21 protein-coding genes and 1 tRNA gene are annotated in these 21154 nt (G+C 65.8%); 12 read left to right on the top strand and 10 right to left on the bottom strand.

Features of this window, described 5'->3' with window-relative positions:
• Positions 1 to 5 precede the first annotated feature (5 nt).
• Positions 6 to 794 carry a hypothetical protein gene (locus tag ACFQS4_RS04115; protein ID WP_497902422.1) on the bottom strand — a complete coding sequence of 263 codons (789 nt, stop codon included), beginning with the start codon at positions 792 to 794 and terminating at the stop codon, positions 6 to 8.
• A 177-nt stretch (positions 795 to 971) separates the two neighbouring features.
• On the opposite strand from ACFQS4_RS04115, the gene surE reads away from it, so the two are divergent.
• Positions 972 to 1772: a 5'/3'-nucleotidase SurE gene (gene surE / locus ACFQS4_RS04110; RefSeq protein WP_497902421.1), complete on the top strand. Its 801-nt coding sequence runs from the start codon at positions 972 to 974 to the stop codon at positions 1770 to 1772.
• A 92-nt stretch (positions 1773 to 1864) separates the two neighbouring features.
• On the opposite strand, the gene samp2 is transcribed toward surE, so the two are convergent.
• Positions 1865 to 2089, bottom strand: a complete 225-nt coding sequence (gene samp2 / locus ACFQS4_RS04105; protein ID WP_497902420.1) for a ubiquitin-like small modifier protein SAMP2 — start codon at positions 2087 to 2089, stop codon at positions 1865 to 1867.
• A 61-nt stretch (positions 2090 to 2150) separates the two neighbouring features.
• Positions 2151 to 3242 carry a bactofilin family protein gene (locus ACFQS4_RS04100; RefSeq protein ID WP_497902419.1) on the bottom strand — a complete coding sequence of 364 codons (1092 nt, stop codon included), beginning with the start codon at positions 3240 to 3242 and terminating at the stop codon, positions 2151 to 2153.
• A 220-nt stretch (positions 3243 to 3462) separates the two neighbouring features.
• On the opposite strand from ACFQS4_RS04100, the gene ACFQS4_RS04095 reads away from it, so the two are divergent.
• The 3 genes from ACFQS4_RS04095 (at position 3463) to ACFQS4_RS04085 (ending at position 5829) form a co-directional block, all read left to right on the top strand.
• Positions 3463 to 4479, top strand: a complete 1017-nt coding sequence (locus ACFQS4_RS04095; RefSeq protein WP_497902418.1) for a replication factor C small subunit — start codon at positions 3463 to 3465, stop codon at positions 4477 to 4479.
• A gap of 237 nt (positions 4480 to 4716) precedes the next feature.
• Positions 4717 to 5199, top strand: coding sequence for a hypothetical protein (locus tag ACFQS4_RS04090; protein ID WP_500192216.1), 483 nt, complete (start codon positions 4717 to 4719; stop codon positions 5197 to 5199).
• Between the two features lie 138 nt (positions 5200 to 5337).
• Positions 5338 to 5829, top strand: a complete 492-nt coding sequence (locus tag ACFQS4_RS04085; RefSeq protein ID WP_497902416.1) for a hypothetical protein — start codon at positions 5338 to 5340, stop codon at positions 5827 to 5829.
• On the opposite strand, the gene ACFQS4_RS04080 is transcribed toward ACFQS4_RS04085, so the two are convergent.
• The 3 genes from ACFQS4_RS04080 to ACFQS4_RS04070 all read right to left on the bottom strand — a co-directional run bounded on the left by ACFQS4_RS04080 (position 5830) and on the right by ACFQS4_RS04070 (position 9940).
• Positions 5830 to 8412 carry a GAF domain-containing protein gene (locus tag ACFQS4_RS04080; RefSeq protein ID WP_497902415.1) on the bottom strand — a complete coding sequence of 861 codons (2583 nt, stop codon included), beginning with the start codon at positions 8410 to 8412 and terminating at the stop codon, positions 5830 to 5832.
• 137 nt (positions 8413 to 8549) lie between these two features.
• Complete coding sequence (locus ACFQS4_RS04075) at positions 8550 to 9287, bottom strand: hypothetical protein (protein ID WP_497902414.1); 738 nt, start codon at positions 9285 to 9287, stop codon at positions 8550 to 8552.
• A complete protein-coding gene (locus tag ACFQS4_RS04070; protein ID WP_497902413.1) occupies positions 9284 to 9940 on the bottom strand; it encodes a hypothetical protein in 657 nt (218 codons plus the stop codon). The genes ACFQS4_RS04075 and ACFQS4_RS04070 overlap by 4 nt, the downstream gene beginning before the upstream one ends.
• A 342-nt stretch (positions 9941 to 10282) precedes the next feature.
• On the opposite strand from ACFQS4_RS04070, the gene alaS reads away from it, so the two are divergent.
• Complete coding sequence (alaS, locus tag ACFQS4_RS04065; protein ID WP_497902412.1) at positions 10283 to 13054, top strand: alanine--tRNA ligase; 2772 nt, start codon at positions 10283 to 10285, stop codon at positions 13052 to 13054.
• Between the two features lie 107 nt (positions 13055 to 13161).
• On the top strand, positions 13162 to 13821 hold the full coding sequence (locus ACFQS4_RS04060) for a helix-turn-helix domain-containing protein (protein WP_497902411.1): 660 nt from the start codon (positions 13162 to 13164) through the stop codon (positions 13819 to 13821).
• 42 nt (positions 13822 to 13863) lie between these two features.
• Here ACFQS4_RS04060 and ACFQS4_RS04055 read toward each other — a convergent pair whose 3' ends face one another.
• Complete coding sequence (locus tag ACFQS4_RS04055; RefSeq protein ID WP_425494450.1) at positions 13864 to 14253, bottom strand: hypothetical protein; 390 nt, start codon at positions 14251 to 14253, stop codon at positions 13864 to 13866.
• A 70-nt stretch (positions 14254 to 14323) separates the two neighbouring features.
• Between ACFQS4_RS04055 and ACFQS4_RS04050 the strand changes: the two genes are divergently transcribed.
• Entirely contained in the window at positions 14324 to 15460 is a 1137-nt protein-coding gene (locus tag ACFQS4_RS04050) for a tRNA (guanine(26)-N(2))-dimethyltransferase (RefSeq protein WP_497902410.1), read from the top strand.
• Positions 15461 to 15496: 36 nt separating this feature from the next.
• Here ACFQS4_RS04050 and ACFQS4_RS04045 read toward each other — a convergent pair whose 3' ends face one another.
• Positions 15497 to 15754 (bottom strand): hypothetical protein, encoded by a 258-nt coding sequence (locus ACFQS4_RS04045; protein ID WP_497902409.1) that lies wholly within the window; start codon positions 15752 to 15754, stop codon positions 15497 to 15499.
• A 127-nt stretch (positions 15755 to 15881) separates the two neighbouring features.
• Here ACFQS4_RS04045 and ACFQS4_RS04040 point away from each other — a divergent pair, with 127 nt between their 5' ends.
• Positions 15882 to 17195, top strand: coding sequence for a YihY/virulence factor BrkB family protein (locus ACFQS4_RS04040; RefSeq protein ID WP_497902408.1), 1314 nt, complete (start codon positions 15882 to 15884; stop codon positions 17193 to 17195).
• A gap of 118 nt (positions 17196 to 17313) precedes the next feature.
• Here the strand turns inward: ACFQS4_RS04040 and glnA are convergent, their stop codons facing one another.
• Positions 17314 to 18669, bottom strand: coding sequence for a type I glutamate--ammonia ligase (gene glnA / locus ACFQS4_RS04035; RefSeq protein ID WP_497903145.1), 1356 nt, complete (start codon positions 18667 to 18669; stop codon positions 17314 to 17316).
• A 125-nt stretch (positions 18670 to 18794) separates the two neighbouring features.
• Here glnA and lrp point away from each other — a divergent pair, with 125 nt between their 5' ends.
• The gene (gene lrp / locus ACFQS4_RS04030) at positions 18795 to 19253 is read left to right on the top strand and encodes an HTH-type transcriptional regulator Lrp (RefSeq protein WP_497902407.1); all 459 of its coding nucleotides are present in this window, start codon (positions 18795 to 18797) and stop codon (positions 19251 to 19253) included.
• A 12-nt stretch (positions 19254 to 19265) separates the two neighbouring features.
• Here the strand turns inward: lrp and ACFQS4_RS04025 are convergent, their stop codons facing one another.
• Complete coding sequence (locus ACFQS4_RS04025; RefSeq protein ID WP_497902406.1) at positions 19266 to 20111, bottom strand: hypothetical protein; 846 nt, start codon at positions 20109 to 20111, stop codon at positions 19266 to 19268.
• A 189-nt stretch (positions 20112 to 20300) separates the two neighbouring features.
• On the opposite strand from ACFQS4_RS04025, the gene ACFQS4_RS04020 reads away from it, so the two are divergent.
• The 3 genes from ACFQS4_RS04020 to ACFQS4_RS04010 all read left to right on the top strand — a co-directional run bounded on the left by ACFQS4_RS04020 (position 20301) and on the right by ACFQS4_RS04010 (position 21084).
• Positions 20301 to 20681 (top strand): Rid family detoxifying hydrolase, encoded by a 381-nt coding sequence (locus tag ACFQS4_RS04020; protein ID WP_497902405.1) that lies wholly within the window; start codon positions 20301 to 20303, stop codon positions 20679 to 20681.
• Between the two features lie 25 nt (positions 20682 to 20706).
• Positions 20707 to 20946, top strand: a complete 240-nt coding sequence (locus tag ACFQS4_RS04015) for a DUF7981 family protein (RefSeq protein WP_497903144.1) — start codon at positions 20707 to 20709, stop codon at positions 20944 to 20946.
• 56 nt (positions 20947 to 21002) lie between these two features.
• Positions 21003 to 21084: transfer RNA gene (locus ACFQS4_RS04010), tRNA-Ser, on the top strand.
• Positions 21085 to 21154 lie beyond the last annotated feature (70 nt).

The following is a 21154-nucleotide window of genomic DNA, read 5'->3' as shown; positions in this document are numbered from 1 at the left end:
GTCGGCTAACGACGTCGCAACTCGAACGTGATTTCGTACCGGAGTACTTCCTTTCGACAGTCGTCCGGGAAGTACTGGAGGTAGTCGGTGATTCGATATCTTCCGGGCTCGGCGTCGACAGGGATCGGGAGGAGGTATTCCCTTCGTATGGTCTCCCCAACCAGGATTCGTCCCGGTCGACGGCGGTCCACGCCAGGATGTGCGTACAGAGAATCGAATCGCGACGCGCCGTAGGCATCGATGTACCGGTCGTTCCAGAGCTGTATCCCCTCCTTTTCCTGGGGGAGTAGATGTGCAACCGGGACGCCGAACGGCCACGGACGGACGTGGTCGAACATCATCGACTCGGTGTTCCGGTTGATCAGTGAGAACGAGATTTTCGCGGGGTCGTCCGACGTGATCCGGTCCCGAACGAGCGTGGCCTCGACGGCGAGGAGCGGCGGTCGCTCGAGATCGTTCTCGAACGCCTCGAATTCCACGACTACCGGCGTCCCGTTGTACGTCGTTCGAACGTAATCGTACTCCTCGGCGATTCGGACGACGGCATCGGAAGGGGACTCGGTCCCGTAGGCCGGCGTGCCGATACCATCCCTGCTCCCCTCGACGGCGGTTTCGACGACCGACCGAACTCGAGGCGAAAGGGTCGACGCGTCGATCACCGTCTCGTCCGCCGTGAGTCGAGACGCCGGCTTCCCCCCGAGAAGGTCGATTTCGTAGGGATGACGTGGAAGCACTCGAACGCAGTCCGCAGAAAAGTCGGCGACGACGTACGAAGTCGGACCAGCGCTTCCCATGGCGGTCGTACGCCGTCAAGACTAAAGAGGTTGTGTCCTCGACAGGTTCCCATACGGCGAGCAGTCTCGAACCATCCGACCGAACGACCGTGAGAACGGCGCACGCAAGAGACGAAACCGACGGCCGTATCCGACGGCTAACGAAAGCTGATAGTCGTGGCGAGCGAAGGATCGTTCATGTCCGCCCGACCGGCCGTATTGCTGACGAACGACGACGGGATCGACGCGACGGGAATCCGGGCGCTCTACGACGCCCTCGAGCCAGTCGCGGACGTGACGGTGGTCGCACCCGCCACCGACCGGAGCGGCATGTCCAGGAGCGACTCCAATGCATTCACCGTCGAGGAGCGAGCGGAGGGCTACGCCGTCGACGGAACCCCGGTCGACTGCGTCCACTTCGCCCGGGGCAAACTCGAGCGAGAGTTCGACGTCGTCGTCTCCGGCTGTAACGACAGCCCCAACCTCGGCGCGCACAAGATCGAGCGCTCGGGGACGGTCTGTGCGGCCATCGAGGCCGGCTTCCTCGGCCTGCCGGGGATCGCCCTCTCGCTGTACGATTCCGTGACGGGGAGCCGCGAGTTCGGGCGGGACGAGTACGCCGACGCCGAGCGGATTACCCGGTACCTGGTCCGGGAAACCCTCGAGCTCGGCGATCGGCGGCCGTTCGACTACCTCAACGTCAACGTGCCCGCCGGCGAGTCCGACCCGCGGATCAGGATCACGGAGCCGACCTACCACTTCGACGTGCGGATCGACGAGCGACCGGACGGCACCTACCGCGCCTGGGATCACTTCTACGACCCATTGGATCCCAGCGTGGACGTCGATCTGACCGATCCCGTCGGCACTGACCGACGGGCCGTCGCCGACGGCGAGGTGTCGATCACGCCGCTGTTCGTCGACCACCGGACGCCCGAACTCGACGTGCTCGAGTCGCTGGCGAGCGGCTACTCGAGCGACGGTGAGGGGCGTCGCTAGGCGATTCGATCGATCGCCTGATCCTCGCAAGAAATGCTATAGAAAGTATAGTGATACAGCAAGAGACCGAGCTCTCGAGCCAGTGATCCAAGCTACCCGCCCTTGATCAACCGCAGGACGGTCATCCTCTCGGCGTCGATCGGCTGATCCTCGGGCACCGGACGACCGTCGACCAGGACGCTCACCTCGTGAGGGCTGAGGTCCACGGCGGCGAGGGCGTCGGCGTAGGTGGGGACGTCGCCGTCGTACTCGAGGGCCGCGAACTCGAGTTCTCTCGTCTCCTCGCCTTTGACGTCGACGGTTACGCGGTCGGGCATTCGTGTTCGGCTCGAGGTTGCCGTCGGGAGCACTTGAGCGCGTCGCTCGCGGTCTACACGTTCACGCGGCAGCGTCGCCGGATTCCGGGCGACCGGCGTCGGTGGCCGACTGTCTGACCCGGCGGCGGTGAGCGAGCAGCCCCCCGACGAGCGCCCCGAGGCCGAGGAGCGTGATCAGCAGGTTCAGGAACCAGCCGACGAACGGCACCAGCCCAACGAGGGCGCCGGCGACCAGGCCGACCACCAGTGCGAGCCAGCGGTTGTAGACGTCCGCGAACGAGAGCGCCCACGCGGCGACGGCGAATCGGCCGTAGACCACCCCGACCCAGACGAGGAAGACGAACGCCAGCGCCCCCACGAGCGAGAGCGGGATGCCGATTACGGTCAGCGCGATGGCGACCAGGAGGATGGGGATGCCGATCAGCACGACCGCACCCACCAGCCCCGTTCGAACCGGATTCGACGCGACTCGAGCGGCGACTCCGTCCGAAAACCGGGGGAAGAGCATCAACAGGACCGCCCCTAGCAGCAGGTTCGCCGCGAGCGCGTAAGCGGCTGCGATCCACGAGGCCAGGGGGAGGACCACGGGGGCTAGATCGACGCCGAGGCTCGAGTCCTGGGTGATCTCACCCGCGACGGCGCCGGTGTTGCCTTGCAGGTCACCGTCGTACCGAAGGTTCCCCTTGATTGCCGCCGACTCTCCGAGAGTGATCGTTTCGGCGCCGATCGTCGCGTCGCCCGCGATCGTCCCGTCGATGGTTACCGTCCCGGCACCGGCCTCGAGCGCGCCGTCGACGGTACCGCCCTCGCCGACCTCGAGGGTTCCGGCGGCGGCCGCGACGTCGCCGGCGACGCGGCCGTCGATCTGGACCGTCCCGCCGACGGCGTTGACGTCCCCGCGAACCTCGCCGCCCTCGGCAACGATCACGTTTCCGGAGACAGCGTTCACGTCGCCGGTGACGGTTCCCTCGACGATCACGTTCCCCGAGACGGCATTGACCTCGTCGACGGTTTCGTCCTCACTGACGACGATGTTGCCGCCGACGCCGGTTCCCGACTGTGCCAGCGCCACGCCAGGAACGAGCGCGAGGACGAGCAGCGTCGCGACGGCGATTACGACGAGACGAGTCGAGAATTGTGATTCTGTTGACATTCTACCAGTGAATAGTACGCCGTGCTCGACGATAAAACGCCACGGTGGGGTTCGCCGGGGGCGGAACCGATGGGCGCCACCGTGGCCTTCGCCTTCGAGTGACGTGGTCCGTCGGTGGCACGATAAAGTCGGTGGCGCGGCCACGTCGGTAGTACAATTACGCTGATGGCACGAACGCCGCTTCGGTCGTTTTATTGCCGGCGCTCCCCTCGTCGGGGACATGAGCGAAGACGAGTCCGAGCCGTCGCCTGGCGACGCCGAGTCGACCGGCCAAGCGGAGTCGGTCGCCGGGCGAACCGAGGTCTGGATCGAGAAGTACCGGCCCGAGACGTTAGACGAGATCAAGGGCCACGAGAACATCGTCCCCAGACTGGTGAGCTACGTCGAGCAGAACGACCTCCCCAACCTCATGTTCTCGGGGCCCGCCGGCACCGGCAAGACCACCGCAGCACAGGCCGTCGCCCGCGAACTCTACGGCGAGGACTGGCGAGAGAATTTCCTCGAGCTGAACGCCTCCGACGAGCGCGGCATCGACGTCGTCAGGGACCGAATCAAGAACTTCGCACGCTCGAGTTTCGGCGGCCACAACTACCGCATCATCTTTCTGGACGAGGCCGACGCGCTGACGAGCGACGCCCAGTCCGCCCTGCGCCGGACCATGGAGCAGTTCTCCCACAACACGCGCTTCATCCTCTCGTGTAACTACTCGAGCCAGATCATCGATCCGATCCAGTCTCGCTGCGCCGTCTTCCGGTTCACGGAACTCTCCGACGACGCCGTCGAGGCACAGGTGCGCGAGATCGCCGACGCCGAGGGCATCGAAGTGACCGACGATGGCGTCGACGCGCTCGTCTACGCCGCCGCGGGCGACATGCGCAAGGCGATCAATGGCCTGCAGGCCGCAGCCGTCATGGGCGACGCCGTCGACGAGGAGGGCGTCTTCGCGATCACCGCGACCGCCCGCCCCGAGGAGGTCGAGGAGATGGTCGAGAAGGCCATCGCGGGCGACTTCACGGCGGCCAGGGCGACCCTCGACTCGCTGCTCACCGACCGCGGGCTGGCCGGCGGCGACGTGATCGACCAGCTCCACCGGTCGGCCTGGGAGTTCGACCTCGAGGAACTCGCTACGGTTCGCTTACTCGAGCGTCTGGGCGAAGTGGACTACCGGATCACAGAGGGGGCGAACGAGCGGCTACAACTCGAGGCGATGTTGGCGTCGCTGGCGCTCGAGGAGTGATTACCGTTCCCCGGAACATCTTCGTCGGAACCGACCTGCTCAGCGGAGGGAAGTTCAGGACGATGCTCTCGACGATCCGTGGGTGAACGCCGTATCGACTGTCGGACTCGGTCGCTGGTCGGATGCGGGAGACGAACGGCGAATTCGATTCGTGGATAAATTAACGAGAGGTGCTACCCCGCCATTTTGTGCGTGAGTGAGGAGAAAGTACTTGAATATACAATTTCGAGTGAGCGTATGGATCGTAGACAGGTACTGGCAGTCTGTTGCAGCGGCGCATTAACGCCGGTCGTCGGTTGTCTCGATCGGGATACCAGTACCGCCAGCGACGATCCTCAAGAGACGGATACTAACACAGTGGGTGCTCTCGAGAGCGACCAGATGAGAGCAGTGTACGCGCTTCTCGTTACTGAGGCCCCATCTGAAACAGACGTTACACAATCGACGCACGAAGCAATCGCAGACGATCCGGTGCTGGACGAGATCCTCTCACGGTCAGTGGAGTCAGAGAGAGACTTTCCAACCGAAAAGCGAGCGAGCGGGGAGTACGAAGTCGTGACGATCGATACCGATGAGATGGACCGAGAGAAACTGTACGACGTCGTTGTCTCTCTCGAGAGACTTCCCACGTACGACGAGGATTCGACAGAACACCCGTTGGGAAGGTACGTCGAGCACGAAGGTCAGCTACTCGTGTTCGGGTACGGGGTCGACGATTAGGTCCGTTCCCGGAATCCCGAATATCGGAGCGGCCAGTGCTGGCGTCGCTGGCGCTCGAGGAAACGTTCGTGAGGAGAGCGAACGAGAACGAGGAAACGCCACGAAACGATTTTGTCGACGACAGTTCTCGTTTCGAGCATGATGGTCGATCCCGGCGCCGCAATCGTCGGCCTCGTCGGCGTCGGCTGTCTCGCCCTCGCCCTGGCGAGCCTGCGCCACGGCAGCTGGATCCGTCGCGCGTACAGGACGGATCCCGCGGACGACGGGGGCGCTCGAGCGAACGCGCTCGTGATGAGCGTCGTCGGAGCGTCGATGCTCGCGCTCGCGGTCGCGATCGACCTCGAGCTATCCGAACGCGTCGTCGGAACCACTGTGGTCCTCGGGACGAGCGCGCTCTGTATCGGGCTGGGGTGGGCAGTCCGGCGCTACGACCGCCGAGACCTGCTGACGACGCCAAACGTCGATCGCGAAACCGGAAAGCGACTCGGAACCGCCGCGATGCTCTGTGGCGTGTTGGTCCTCCCACTCGCGGGGGCCATCTGGCTCGAGGTTGGTGCCGGACTCGTGGTTCTGCTGGTTACAGGCGCGGGTCTCGCGTCGTTGCTGTCGATCGGGATTGCCTACCGATAACTACGCCGATGGGTCACCGCCGTCGGCCGGTGGCTCGAGGTCGGGGTGGCGGTGGTCGGTACCGCCAGTGGACTCGGGAACCGGTTCCGACGCAGCGTCCTTGGGCGACCCTTCCCGGAACTCGAATCGCGCACCACCCGCGTCGCTCTCGGTAACCTCGACGGTCCAACCGTGCGCCCGGGCGATTTGATCGACGATGTTCAGTCCGAACCCGGTGCCGCCACTGGTGGTCGTATATCCGGTTTCGAACACGGACTGGCGCTCGTCCGACGGAATGCCGACGCCGTCGTCGGCGACGAAGAAGCCGTCCTCGAGGGCACCGACGGTGATGGTCAGGTCGCTCGCGTCGCCGTTTCGATCCCTGCCGGATTCGCTCGAGCCGTGTTCCACCGAATTTCGAAACAGGTTCTCGAGCGCTTCCCGAAGTCGCGCCCGGTCGGCCTCGAGCGGCTGGTTCTCGCCGAGTTGCAGCGTCGCCCCGGCGGTGTCGACTGCCGACCAGGCCTCCGTCGCGACGGCGTGGATCTCGAGGGGTTCGGTGTCGTCGATCACGTCGCCGCGTCGCGAGAGCGTGAGCAGGCGTTCGATGAGTTCGTCCATCCGATCGAGTGCGTCGTCGATTTCCCCGAGATGAGACTGATCGCCAGTCTCGTCGAGCAACTCGAGGTAGCCCTGGGCGACGTTGAGCGGGTTCCGGAGGTCGTGGCTGACGATGCTGGCGAACTCGTCCAAGCGCTCGTTCTTCGCCGTGAGCGCGCGTTCGTGGCGCTTCTGGTCGGTGATGTCAGTGTAGATGGCGTACCCCTCGACGCTTCGTTCGCCGGCGGTGAGGGGGACGACGTTGACCAGGAAGTCCCGAACGTCGGTCGCGGTTCGCCGCCGCGTGACCACGCGCAGGGTTTCGCCGGCGAACAGCGCCTCGTTGAGCCGACGTGCTTCGTCCTCGTACCCCGGCGGGATGATGTAGTCGTCGACGTCCTCGTGCAGAACAGTCTCGGTGTCGAATCCGAAGACCTCCTCGAATCGGTCGTTGACCGCCCGAACGGTCGGTTCGCCGTCCGAGAGGTAATACTGGACGGCGGGGTCGGGGACGTTGTCGAACAGCGCCGAGAGTCGATCCCGTTCCTCGACGAGGCTGGCTTCGGCCCGCGCCCTGCCGATGGCTTCGGTCACGTGCGCACACAGGAGTTCCGCCAGTTCGAGGTCGACGTCGTTGAAGGCGTGTGATTGCTCGGAGACTGCCTGGAAGACGCCGTACTCCCCGAGGGGCACGGTCATAGCCGACTTGAATCGTTCCAGGCCCTCGATTTCCGGGTCCTCGATCACGACTTCGTCGATGATCGACGGCTCACCCTGTTGGTAGGTCTCACCGACGATTCCGTGGTCGAGGGGCACCCTCCTGGCCAATCGCTCGTCCATCGTGTCCGAGTAGGCCTCGGGGACGAGTTCCTCGGACTCGAGGTCCGCCGAGAGGAAGACGCAGATGTCGAGTTCGAGCACCGTCTCCGTCGTCTCGAGCGCGCGCTCGTAGACCGTCGCCTCGTCGGTCGAGCCGACGATTTTGGTCGTCCCCTCGTGGAGCCTGGTCAGGCGCTCGCGCCGTTCGCGCATCGTCTCCGCGACGCGGAGGCGACTGAGCGTCTGGGCGACGTACGTCACGAGCAACTCGGCGAACTCGAGGTCCGATTCGTCGTAGGCGCGTTCCTCGGTCGAGATTGCCTGAAAGACGCCGAACTCCTCGATCGGGACGCTGATCGCCGATCGGTAGCCGTCCTCGTGCGGACGGGCGTCGGGGTGATCCGCCACCTCCTCGAGCAGGAACGAGCGTTGTTCCCGGTATGTCTTGCCGAGGATTCCCTCCGAGAGATCGTGGGCTCGCGAGATGTCGTCGAACTCGTCCGAGCCGGCGCGAATCACCAGTTTCGTCTCGCCGTCTCGCTCTTCGGCGAGCGAGATCGACGACGCGTCGAATCCGAGGATGTCTTCGGCCGACTCGATGGCGAGGTCGAGGAGACGTTCCTCGGAGCGACACGCGACGAGGCGAGTCGTCATCTGGTGGAGGCGAGCGACCTTCGGGCGGTCGTCATTTTCGTCCGACGTGGCGGTCGCCGTCGATTGTCGCGGCTGCCGTCCGCACTGCCAGGCAATCTCGTCGGCCAGGTGAACCGCCGAGTCGTCGGTCCGGCGAACGAACCCGTCGACGCCCTCGAAGGCGCGGATCGAGGTGGAATCGACGTGCGAGTCGGTGGTGAGGTCGTGGTTGGGATCGGCGTCGGGCTCGTGGTCTGGATCGGCAACAGAGGCACGGTCGGGATTACCGTAATAGATGAGCGGCGTTCCAGTACAGGCAACGGCGACGGCTTCGATCGGCGGCGCGTCACCGGTCGCGTCCTCCTCGAAGACGACGCAGTCCGCAGCGGCGACGCGCTCGTCGATGGCCTCGATCGAGTCGACGCACTCGACGGACGACCGCGGGGCCACCCGCTCGAGTTCGCGTTCGAGTTCGAGAACGCCTTCGGACCTGGTCGTATCGGCCGACGGCCCGGCATCGGGAGCAGTTACGTAGAGGACGGTATCGGTCATAGCTGGTGAGGCGGAACGCTGGAAACGACGCTCGAGTTACCGTAGAATGGGCGATATCTAACATATATCTGTGGGTTGTTCAGTGCCGGAATTCTTCGGAGCCATCCAGGTGAGTTCAGTCGAGACCGCGCTCGCCGTCAGACCGACTCGCGCGAGCGGGCGCGATCCGCCGACAGCGACCACGCCCACCGTACCCAGTAGAACCCGAGGATCGCGGCGGTGACGAACCAGAGGCCGCCGAACGGGGCGTACCACTCGAGCACGTACGCCGGCGCGACGGCGACGAACCGACCGACGCCCACGGCCGCCACGATCGCGAGCGACGTGACGAACAGGAGTCGATCACTATCGGTGTCGACCTCGCTCGAGCGCCACACCTGAACCGAGCCGAGTTGCCGAACGTCGACGGACACGAGCGCGACGGCGGCCGCGCTCGCGCCGACGGTCAACGCGAGCGCGACGGCGGCCGCGCTCGCGCCGACGGTCAACGCGAGCGCGACGTCCAGGTCGAGGACGTACCCGCCGGCGAGGAGGTCCCCGATGGTCACCGGTACGAGCGGCAGCGTGAACGAGAGCGCCGGGCCACCGTTCCAGGCCGCGTAACAGAACGGAATCAGCAGGATCGTCGGGGTGACGAGCGCGATGGCGATCATTCTGACGGAATCGAAGCCGACCGTCAGCGAGTCGAGGACGACGTCGTCGATCCTCACGTGTCCACCGAAGTAGCCGATCAAAAACAGTGCGAGGAGGCCACACAGGTACACCCCCACGGCGACCGTCCGCCGGCGCTCGAGGCCGATCCAGGGGTGGTCCAGGAGCTCGAGGACGGTGCCGGGTGTCGCTCGCTCGGGGAGGGAGGGGACGTCGGTACTCACGAGTCCTCCACGATGAGCGTCGTGCGTCCGTCGTGATCCGGGCCGGATTCGTTGGTCAGATCGATCGTCCCGGGGGAGACCCGCCAGCCAGCGGCGTCGAAGATCGCCTCGATGGTCTCTCGTCCCCGCCGGTAGGAGGCGATGCCGTGTTTTGGGCGGGCGCCGGTATCCTCGTGAGCCTGCATCGAGACGACGTTCTCGAACGACCAGCACCGGACGTGGCGCCGACCGCTGGCCCCCCAGTAGGTTTGAGCGGCGGTCGCCTGCTGGCGGACGTACGAGTCGGTCGTTCGATCCCAGCCGAATCGCGTGTATTCCACCGGATTTCGGACCCAGCCCTCCTCGTCCAGAACGGTCATGACGCGCTCGAGGCCCGCCTCACCGTCCGCAGCGGGTATCAGCACGACGTTGAACGGCGCCGTGGGGACGAACCCGTCGCGCGTCGGTGCATAGTGGTAGCGGCCGACAGGCGTCTCGTTCTCGGTAGTGATTTCCGTGCCGATCCAGTCGGCGGCGGCCGCGGGCGGTTCAGCGCCCTCGACCGTGCCGTGGAGTGCGGTCGAGTGCGGGGGTGTCGGGAGGAGGGCGATGCCAGTGGCCGTGCCGAGACCGGTCAGGCCGATTTTCCGCAGCAGGGATCGTCGCGACGTCATCGTCGATACTCGACCTCGTTTGCTATTGCAGCCGTAGCCGTGGCTGAGACTGCGACCGTAGCCACAGCCGTGGCCGCGACCGTCGTCGACGGACGGAGGAGGGTCGGCCCGTCGCGTCCTCGAGAGGGCCGTCGCCCGAGTCGAGATACATATTCGATCTCTAATATTATAACGGAAAATACAACTGAGAGTACTTATTTATTTCGTGATCTGTTCGTCCCGCAATAGTCGATTCGAGCGACACGCGGGTCGGACAGATGGGCGTTCCAGGCGCCCAGAGAATGAGCCGTGAGACCCGTTGCGCAACTGTTTTACCGCCTGCACGGCCAGTATGAGGTACGAATGAGTGAACTGGAGGAGGAGTACCGACTCGAGTATTTCGAGGAGGAGGGGTTCGAGCGAAAGGAGTGTCCCTCCTGTGGGGCACATTTCTGGACGCGCGATCACGATCGCCAGACCTGCGGGGAACCGCCCTGTGAGCAATACGACTTCATCGACGAACCGGGGTTCGCCGAGGAGTACACCCTCGAGGAGATGCGCGAGGCGTTCCTCTCGTTCTTCGAGGACCACGACCACGAGCGCATCGATCCGTACCCGGTAGCGGCCAATCGCTGGCGCGACGACGTCCTGTTGACCCAGGCGTCGATCTACGACTTCCAGCCGCTGGTCACCTCGGGGAAGACGCCGCCGCCGGCGAACCCGCTGACCGTCAGCCAGCCCTGCATCCGGATGCAGGACATCGACAACGTGGGCAAGACGGGCCGGCACACGATGGCCTTCGAGATGATGGCCCACCACGCGTTCAACGTCCGCGAGGACGCCGAGGAGGAGTACGCCTACGAGGGCGAGGTCTACTGGAAGGACCGCACCGTCGAACTCTGTGACGAACTGCTCGACTCCCTGGGCGCGGACATCACCGACGTCACCTACATCGAGGACCCGTGGGTCGGCGGCGGCAACGCCGGGCCCGCCATCGAGGTCATCTACAAGGGCCTCGAGCTGGCCACGCTGGTCTTCATGTGCATGGAGCAGGACCCCGACGGCGAGTACGAACTCAAGGACGGGAACACCTACTCCTTCATGGATACCTACATCGTCGACACGGGCTACGGCCTCGAGCGCTGGACCTGGATGAGCCAGGGGACGGCGACGGTCTACGAAGCGATCTACCCCGAGATGATCGACTTCCTGAAGGACAACGCGGGCCTCGAGTACACCGACGAAGAAGCCGACCTCGTCGCCCGGGCGGCGCGGCTCTCGGGCCAGCTCGACATCGACGACGTCGACGACGTCGAGGCCGCCCGCGGTGACATTGCCGACGAACTCGGCGTCGACGTCGGCGACCTCCGCGACCTCGTCGAGCCCCTCGAGCGAATCTACGCCATCGCCGACCACTGCCGGACCCTCGCGTACATGTTCGGCGACGGCATCGTCCCCTCGAACGTCGGCACGGGCTACCTCGCGCGGATGGTGCTCCGGCGAACGAAGCGGCTGTGCGATACGGTCGGCGTCGATGCGCCCCTCGACGAACTCGTCGACATGCAGGCCGAACGCCTGGGGTACGAGAACCGCGACACCGTCCGGGATATCGTCCGCACCGAGGTCGAGAAGTACCGCGAGACGCTCGAGCGCGGCGGCCGGCGGGTCGAAGCCCTCGCTGCGGAGTACGCGAAGAAAGGCGAGTCGATCCCCCTCGAGGAACTGATCGAACTCTACGACAGCCACGGCATCCAGCCCGACATGGTCGAGGAGATTGCCGCCGACGCCGGCGCCGACGTGGACGTGCCCGACGACTTCTACAGTCTCGTCGCCGACCGCCACGACACGACGACGGTCGAGGAAGTCACCGAGGAGGGCGACGAGCGATTCGCCGACCTCCCCGAGACGGAGAAACTGTACTACGACGACCAGCAGCGAACCCAGTTCGAGGCGGTCGTCCTCGACGTGTTCGACCGCGAGGAGGGCTTCGACGTCGTGCTCGACCAGACGATGTTCTACCCCGAGGGTGGCGGCCAGCCCGCGGATCGGGGCACGCTCTCGAGCGAGGAGAAGACCGTCGACGTGCTCGACGTCCAGATCGATGACGGCGTCGTCACCCACCGGACCGACGAGGATCCGGGGAAGGGCGAGTTCGTCAAGGGGCAACTCGACGCCCCCCGTCGGCGCCAGTTGATGCGCCACCACACGGCGACCCACATCGTCATGCACGCCGCCCGACAGGTGCTGGGCGAGCACGTCCGCCAGGCGGGCGCCCAGAAGGGCGTCGAGTCCTCGCGGGTCGACATCCGTCACTACAACCGGATCTCCCGGGAGGCCGTCAAACGCATCGAGCGCGTCGCCAACGGCATGGTGATGGACAACGTCTCCGTCGACCAGGAGTGGCCCCACCGGCACGAGGCCGAGGCCGAACACGGCTTCGACCTCTACCAGGGCGGGATTCCGCCGGGAACGAACATCCGACTCATCCACGTCGCCGAGGACGTCCAGGCCTGCGGCGGCACCCACGTCGCCCGCACGGGCGACATCGGCGCGATCAAGATCCTGACCACCGAGCGCGTCCAGGACGGCGTCGAGCGACTCGTCTTCGCCGCCGGCGACGCGGCCGTCAAGTCCACTCAGCGGACCGAGGACGCCCTCTACGGGGCCGCCGAGGCCCTCGACGTCTCCCCCGAGAACGTCCCGGATACTGCCGAGCGCTTCTTCGAGGAGTGGAAGGCTCGCGGCAAGGAGATCGAAGCCCTGAAAGAACAGCTCGCGAGCGCCCGCGCCAGCGGTGGTGGCGGCGGCGAGGAGGTCGAGGTCGGCGAGACGACCGCCGTCGTCCAGCGGATCGACGCTGACATGGACGAACTCCGGGCGACGGCCAACGCCCTCGCGGACGAGGGCAAGATCGCCGTCATCGGCTCCGGCGAGAGCGGCGCACAGTTCGTCGTCGCGGTCCCCGACGGCGCCGACGTCAACGCCGGCGAGGTCGTCGGCGAACTCGCCTCGCGAGTCGGCGGTGGCGGCGGCGGCCCGGCCGACTTCGCCCAGGGTGGCGGACCGAACGTCGACGCCCTCGACGAGGCGCTCGAGGACGCGCCCGACGTGCTTCGACAGGTACTGGACGCCTGAGTCGGGCTCGACGACCGTCCCTGCGATTCCCGACGGGGCTGTCCCCGCGATTGCCGTCCCAGGGAGGCCAGGGGTTTTTAGCGCCGCTCGTCCCATGACCGACGACGATGGCGCTATTCGCGGAGTTTTCCGTCCCAACAGAGGCGTTCGCCCTCCACGAGACGCTCGAGGCCGAGTCGAGCGCCGTCGTCGAAATCGAGCGCGTCGCCGCCACTGAGGAACTCATCACGCCGTACTTCCGGGTCAGCGGCGTCGATCTTGGCGCCTTCGAGGCCGCCGCCGCGGACGACCCGTCGGTCCGGGGACTCACGCGAATCGATCGGTTCCGGGAAGCGACCCTGTACCGGGCCGACCTGGTCCGGGACGTCGATGCAATCGTCTACGCGTACACGTCGACGGACGCGACGATTCTCGAGGCCTCGGCCCAGCACGACCGCTGGGAGCTTCGGATGCGGTTTCCCGACGGCGACGCCCTCTCGCAGTTCAGCGCCTACTGCGAGGACCGGGGGATCCCGTTCGAGCTCACGCGGCTGTACGACCGGGCCAACCCCCAGTCTAGGGCGAAGTTCGGTGTCACGGCCAAGCAACACGAGGCGCTGTTGACGGCGTGGAAACGCGGGTACTTCTCCTCGCCAGAGGTCACGCTCGAGGACGTCGCGAGCGAGATGGACATCACGCCACAGGCGCTCTCGAATCGGTTGCGACGTGGCTACGAGTCGCTGATCGAGCACACGATTGCGGTGACGGGGCCCGATGAGGGCGAGTAACGACGTTTACGCCTCGAATCGGTCGTTTCGCTCACCCGGTGTCTACAGAAACTCACGCACGTCCGAGTACCACATGTCGTGGTAGTCGACGTGGCCGACGCGACGCCCGATCGAGACGGCCAGGACGTGCCAGCACAGCGCCGTGGGGTCCTCAGGATCGAGGTTGAACTCGCTGTCCTTACAGGTACAGCCGCCGTCCTCAACGACGTACTCGTCCTCGTAGCCCACGACGACGGTGAAATCCCGGTAGACCTTGACCCGCCCCTCCGCGACGGCCTCGATGGCGCGCACCCCGCGGTCGCCGTGCAGGCGGGAGATGCGCTCGACGATCGAGGGGGAGAGTTCGCCGGCCTCCTCGAGGTCGGCCTGCCAGCGCTCGACGGGATCGGCGTTCGACTCGGGCACGTCCGGTACTCTCTGTCGGACCGTCATATCGGTTTGGGTGTCCGGGCGGGAACGTGGAAATCACACCGCTTTTCGCCCCCCGCCGCCGAGAACGGGTATGCGCGTGACGGAGGGTGGCGTCGAGTTCGAGGTTCCCGGCGAACAGACCGAAGGCGTCGAGGAGTCGGTGTTCTACAACCCCCGCCAGGAGCTGAATCGGGACCTGACGATAGCGACGCTGCGAGCGTTTCGCGAACGCCAGCCACGGGCCCGACGCTACCTGGACGCGATGACCGCCAGCGGCGTCCGCGGCCTCCGGGCGGCCGTCGACGGCTGGGACGTCACCTGCTGTGATCGCGAGCCGGACGCCGTGGCCCTCGCGAGCGAGAACCTCGAGCGCGCCGGCTTCGAACTCGGGGTCGACGCCGAGGTCGTCCATCGGAACGTCAACGCCCTGATGCACGACGCCGTGTTCGACGTGATCGACCTCGACCCCTACGGGACGCCGATGCCCTTTTCCGACGCGGCATTCGCCCGGTGTCGCCACCTCGTCTGCGTCACCGCGACCGACACCGCGCCGCTGTGTGGCGCCCACTTCAGGAGCGGGATTCGCTCCTACGGCGCCGTGCCGCGAAATACCGAGTACCACACCGAAATGGGCGTCCGGACCCTGCTCTCGGGGCTCGCCCGGAGCGCCGCCCGGTTCGACGTCGGCGTCACCCCACTCCTCACGCACGCGACCAGCCACTACGTCCGCACGTTCCTCGAACTCGACCGAAAGCCGACCGCCGCGGACGCCAGCCTCGAGGAGCTGGGCTTTCTGGTTCACTGTGAGGACTGCCTGTACCGCGAGTACGCGTTCGGGCTGGCGCCCTCGGCCGACCTACCGCTCGATACGTGCCCCAACTGCGACGGCGCCCGGCTGCTGGCGGCCGGCCCGCTCTGGCTCGGCCCCGTTCGCGATCGCGAGTTCGTCGCCGACGTTCGCGACCGAATCCCGGACGAGTTCGGGACCGCCGAGACGGGACGAGCGCTCCTCGAGGCGCTCGAGGCCGAACTCGACGAACCGACCTACTACGACCAGCACAAGCTCTGCAAGAACTGGGGATTGCCCGCCAACGCGATGGCCGACTTCCTGGCCGACCTCGAGGCGGTGGGGTACGCGACCTCGAAGACCCACTACGGCGGGACGACGTTCAAGACAGATGCTCACGTGGGCGAGATTCTCGAGGCGACGAGGGCGAACCTGGAGTGAGCGTCGGGCCTCCCGATTCGCAGCCGCGCGTGGTCGTCAGGGCTCGAGATTCTCATCCCCGTCTCCGTCCCCGTTCGCGTTCGCGTCTCCGTCTGCATCCACATCTGCGTACAGCCGAACGAGCCCACACTCCGGACAGCACACCGCCTCGAGTTTCGTCGTCGTCTCGAGACCGAGTTTGCCGAGCACGCCGTCGTGCTTGCCGCCGTCGATCCGGAGCCCGTAGCCGCTTCCGGTCCAGACCGTCGTCTCCTCCATCGTCACGGCACAGTCGGGACATCGACGCTGGATCATGTCGCTTCCTTTTGGAGTTCGAACGATAGGTCTGGTGGATACCAACGGTGAATCGACCGCTCGAAAGGCAGTAGGTTACGGCCCACTCGTCCGCAGGGCTATTACCCTCGCTGCAGAAGACACACCCGTGATCGACCGTCGCCGCACGATTCAGCTCACCTATCGCATCCTCTCGCTCGCACGGGCCGAACAACTGACGCTGCTGTCGGCAGCCGTCGCGTTCTACGCCTTCCTCTCCCTCGTGCCGCTGTCGCTGCTGTCCCTCGGCGTGGCAGCGTCCATCGGCGGCGAGCCGCTGGCAACCCGGGTGGCCGCAGTCTCAGAAGACATACTAACGCCTACCGCCCGGCAGATCCTCGCGGAGACGCTCCTCGACGAAACGGGTCGACAGGGGGCGACGGCCATCGGCGCCGTCGGCCTCATCTGGGGCGCCAGTCGCGTCCTTCACGGCCTCGACCAGATGTTCTCGGCCGTTTACGGCACCGTGCGATCGTCCTCGCTACTGAACACCCTCTGGGACTCGATGATCGTCCTGCTGGCCGCCACGCTCGGCTTCAGCGCGGTCACCGTCCTCGAGTTCGCCGTCGAGTTCGTTCCCGGGTTCTCCGTCGGTGCCCTCACGACGGTGTTCGTCCTGATCAGCCTCCTCGCGGCGTTCTTCCCCATGTACGTCGTCTTCCCGGACGTCCCGGTGAGCCTCCGGGAAGCCGCACCGGGGGCGATCATCGCCACGGTCGGCTGGTTCGCGCTCGGGCAGGTGTTCTCGCTCTACACCGCGTTCGTGGGCGGGTACAGCGTCTACGGCGTCCTCGGCGCCGTCTTGCTCGTGCTCATCTGGCTCTACGTCGGCGCCGCAATCGTCGTCTTCGGCGTCGTGGTCAATGCCGTCCTCGCCGGAATTGACGTGGATCGGCAGCTACAAAGTCACGGGCCACGACAGGTATCCACAGAAGCGATGTCCGAGGACGCCACTGGAGCCGACGAGCGAGACGGGCCAGCACGGGGGGCGAGCGAGCCGCAGTCACGATCACGCTCACGACAGCGCGAGGGGTCCAGAACCCGCGACCGAGCGGACGATCCCGCCGCTCTCCGCGAGGAACTCCGCCAGCTCGAGGATCGGCTCGAGTCCTTCGAGACTTCCGTCGAGGACCGAACCGTCAGGCGCCAGTCCCTCGAGGCCGACCTCAAGCGGTACGTCCGTCGCCGCGTTCGCCGGGGGCACGCCCACGGCTGGGGGCCATACCTCGTCTTGCTGTACGGCACCGCGATGACCCTGGGCGCGTTCTACTTCCTCGAGGGGCCGTGGGCCGTCCTTGCGATGCTCGTCGTCTGGACGTCGACGCTCGGCGTCTACGTGCTGATGGTGCTGTTCGGCGCCGGCATCTCCGCGCTCGGTCTTCCAGGACGGCTCCGTAATCGGGTCTCGGAGTGGCGCTCCTAAGCGAAGACGGCTCGAGGAGGAACCGATGGACGACCGTGCGCTCCTCTTGTCGGCACCAACCGACAGCATGAAGAAGAACGAAACCAGCGAGCGACGTGGGCGGTGATCCGGTGAAGCGCTAGAACGTCTCGAGATACCGATCGAGTTCCCACTCGGAGACGTCGACCAGGTACTCCTGGAACTCCTGGCGCTTCGCCTCGACGAACTTCGGGCCGACGTGCTCGCCGAGAGCGTCGTAGATGACCTCGTCGTCCTCGAGGGCGTCGACCGCCTCGCCGAGGTTCGTCGGCAGCGTCTCGATGCCGTACTCTTCGCGTTTCTTCCCGTCGAACTCGTAGATGTTCTCCCGGACTGGGTCGGGCGCCTCGAGGTCCTTCTCGATACCATCGAGACCCGCGTGGATCATGACCGCCAGCGCGAGGTAGGGGTTACACGAGGGGTCGGGCGAGCGCAGTTCGATACGAGAGGCCGCCGGCACGCGAGCGGCCGGCCTGCGGATGAGCGCCGAGCGGTTGCGGTCGGACCAGGCCACGTAGACGGGCGCCTCGTAGCCGGGCACCAGTCGCTTGTAGCTGTTGACGATCGGGTTCGCAATGGCCGTGATCGCCGGGGCGTGCTCGAGGACGCCCGCGAGGAACGACTTCGCCGTACTCGAGAGGTTGAACTCGTCGTCGCCGTCGTGGAACGCATTCTCGCCGTCCTCGGTGAACAGCGAGATGTGCGTGTGCATCCCGGAGCCGTTGATCCGCGGGATCGGCTTCGGCATGAACGTCGCGTGGTAGCCGTGCTGGGCCGCGATGGCGCGCACGACCGTCCGGAAGGTGCCGACGTTGTCGGCAGTGGTGAGCGCGTCGTCGTACTCGAAGTTGATCTCGTGTTGTCCCTCGGCGACCTCGTGGTGGCTCGCCTCGACCTCGAAGCCCATGTTCTCGAGGCCGTAGATGATGTCCCGGCGGACGTCGCTCGCGAGGTCCTTCGGCGCGAGGTCGAAGTAGCCGCCAGCATCGTTGGTCTCGGTCGTCGCGCCACCCTCCTCGTCCTCCTCGAACAGGAAGAACTCGGGTTCGGGCGCGGCGTTGATCGAGTAGCCGAGGTCCTGGGCGCGGTCGATCGCCTGCTTCAGAATATAGCGCGGGTCGCCCTCGAAGGGCTCGCCGGTAGAGGTGTTGTAGACGTCACAGATCATCCGGGCCGAGGCGCTCTCGCCGCTCTGTCTCCACGGGAGGATGGCGAACGTGTCCGGGTCGGGCACGAGGCGCATGTCCGACTCCTGGATCCGCACGAAGCCTTCGATCGAGGAGCCGTCGAAGTAGATTCCCTCGGTGAACGCCTTCTCGGCCTGGCGGGCCGGGACGGCGACGTTTTTGACGACGCCGAGGATGTCGGTGAACTGGAGCCGGAGGAAATCGACGCCTTTCTCCTCGATTTCGTCCAGCACCGCCTGTTCGGTCGGGGTGATGTTTCCGCTTGTCATCTTCTCATCGTCCTCCTCAACGATGTCCACTACTAAAATCCTGCTGTTGTGAGCAAATCTCCCGTCTCTCGATCGAAAGTGGATATTCGTAAAGTTCTAATGGTGGGAGTGAGTTGGTAGACGTGATGACGTACGAAAATCTCGACGCAAAGTTAGTGAATGCACTTCTGGGCGACGGCCGGGCGAGCCTCCGGAGCCTCGCCGAGGACCTCGACGTCTCCGTGACCACCATCTCGAACCACCTCTCTGCCCTCGAGGACGACGGCGTTATTCACGGCTACACCCCGAAGATCGACTACGATGCCCTCGACTACGACGTTACGGCCGTCATCCAACTGAAAGTCGAGGGGAACGCCCTCCCCGACATCACCGAGACGCTCAAGGAGCACAAGCAGATGATCTCCGTCTACGAGGTCACCGGCGACTACGACGTCATCGCCGTCGGCAAGTTCACCGACACCGACGGGATGAACGACCAGATCAAGGCCCTCCTCACCGATCCCGACATCAAGGAGTCGAACACGAGCGTCGTCCTCAACGCCGTCTCCGAGAACGAGCAGTTCGAACTCGAGATCGACGAGTAGCGCCTCGAGGCGCTACCGCGAGTCGCGCTCTCGCGCCTCGATCACGTATTCTATCGTCAGAAACTGTCGACCGAAGAGCCACATCTCGTGGCTGGCGTGCAGTCGGTCGTGGCCGCCGCCCGCGACCGGCCAGACGCGAAACCGCTGCTCCATCGGCAGGCGAACCGCTCCAAGCGGCGTCACCAGAAAGAGGCCGCCGTCACCCGGGCCCCGGGTGGTGAAAGTCACCCCGTCCTCGCCGGACTCGAGCGAACACTGCTCCGGCCGGAGCACCGTCGAGAGGTTACTCCCCGGCAGGGGAACGGCGACGTTCGCGTACGTGACGCCCGCTCGCTCGTGGGTCGCGTAGATCGCGACGAACACCGCCTCGCCGGAGTCGGGATCGGTTCGCGTCCAGACGCGGGCATCGCGCGGGTCCGCCGACGTCGGAACCCGTGCCAGTCGACTCTCGAGGCGACGCGTCCGCCCGTCGCTCCGTCCGGGGAGGTTGAGCTGCTCCAGGCGAGCGGTCGCGAACGAGGCGAGCCACGCGCCGAGGCGGAAGCCGCGGTGCCAGCGCGTTTCGTAGGCGAGGTCGTAGTCGCTCGTCCGTTCGTAGAATCGACGGACATCGGTGTGGACGTCGTCAGGATCGAACGCAACGACTCGGCCGGACTCGAGGTCGGTTCCTGGACGCTCGTAGACGTCGAAATCCTCGAGTTCGCCTGCGACCGGGTCGGCCTCGAGTCCGTTCCGGGCTGCCCAGTCGGGGCCGATGTAGCGGCCACCGAACTGCGGCGAGAACGGCCGGTCGGCGACGAAACGCACTCGAACGACGCGCCAGCAGACGACGAGAGCGAAGGCGAGCGTAAAGAGCACGACGGCGGCGAGGAACCAGCGCGGCCGTGACCGTGATCGCGAGCGTGAGCAAGCACCGCCATGACGCCACCTCGAGGGTCCCATCGGTGAGCCATCGGGTCGCGGGCGGCTTATACTGTCGGCCTCGTTCGCGAACCCCGCCCGGACGTTTCGCCGGTTTTTAAGTCACCCTGTCGAGTTGCCTCGCACATGAAGCGCATCATCAGCACGGACGACGCGCCAGCGGCCGTCGGCGCCTACAGCCAGGGAACGACCGACGACTCGATCGTCTTCACTGCGGGCCAGATTCCGCTCACGCCCGATGGCGACCTGCTCGACGACGAGCCGATCGACGTCCAGACCGAGCAGGCCCTCGACAACGTCGAGGCCGTCCTCGAGGAAGCGGGCGCAAGCATGAGCGACGTGCTCAAGATGACCGTCCTCCTCGACGACATCGAGGAGTTCGAGGCGATGAACGAGGTCTACGCGAGCTACTTCGACGACGAGCCGCCGGCCCGGAGCGCCTTCGAGGTCGCGAACCTGCCGAAGGGCGTCGGGATCGAGATTGAAGCAATCGCCAGCCTCGAGTAGTGGAGTCGTGGTCGGAGCCGTAAACGTGGACGCCCGCCTGAAATCCGCCGTCCTCTGGGGTGCCGTCGGCGCGATGACGTTCCTCGTGCTCGTCCAGGGGTACGCCCTCGCCGTCGAGCCGCTGGTGTCACTGACTCGAGCGGGACTGGTCGCACTAGTGGTCGGCATCGGGACTGCGACGGCGGCGTACCGACTCGAGCCTCGCGTGGCACGGTGGGCGACGGGACGGGCCGGTGACGACGGCGTGGACGGGAAACGGAAGTGACGCCCGTCGTCTCCTTACGTAACAGTTAAACGACCCACCCGGCTATGCTCGAGTGAGCCAGGATGGCCGAACGGTAAGGCGCACGCCTGGAAAGCGTGTTCCCTTTCGGGATTCAGGGTTCAAATCCCTGTCCTGGCGTTTCTCGCGTCACAACCCCCGCGAGCGGCGCGTAGCGACGCGAGCGATCGTGACGCGAGAAACACAAACG

The sequence above is a fragment of the Saliphagus sp. GCM10025317 genome, assembly GCF_042663665.1.
In the GTDB taxonomy this organism is placed as follows: Archaea; Halobacteriota; Halobacteria; order Halobacteriales; family Natrialbaceae; genus Natronosalvus.
Note: the sequence above shows the minus strand (reverse complement) of the source record. Positions and strands in the feature narration are given on the sequence as shown.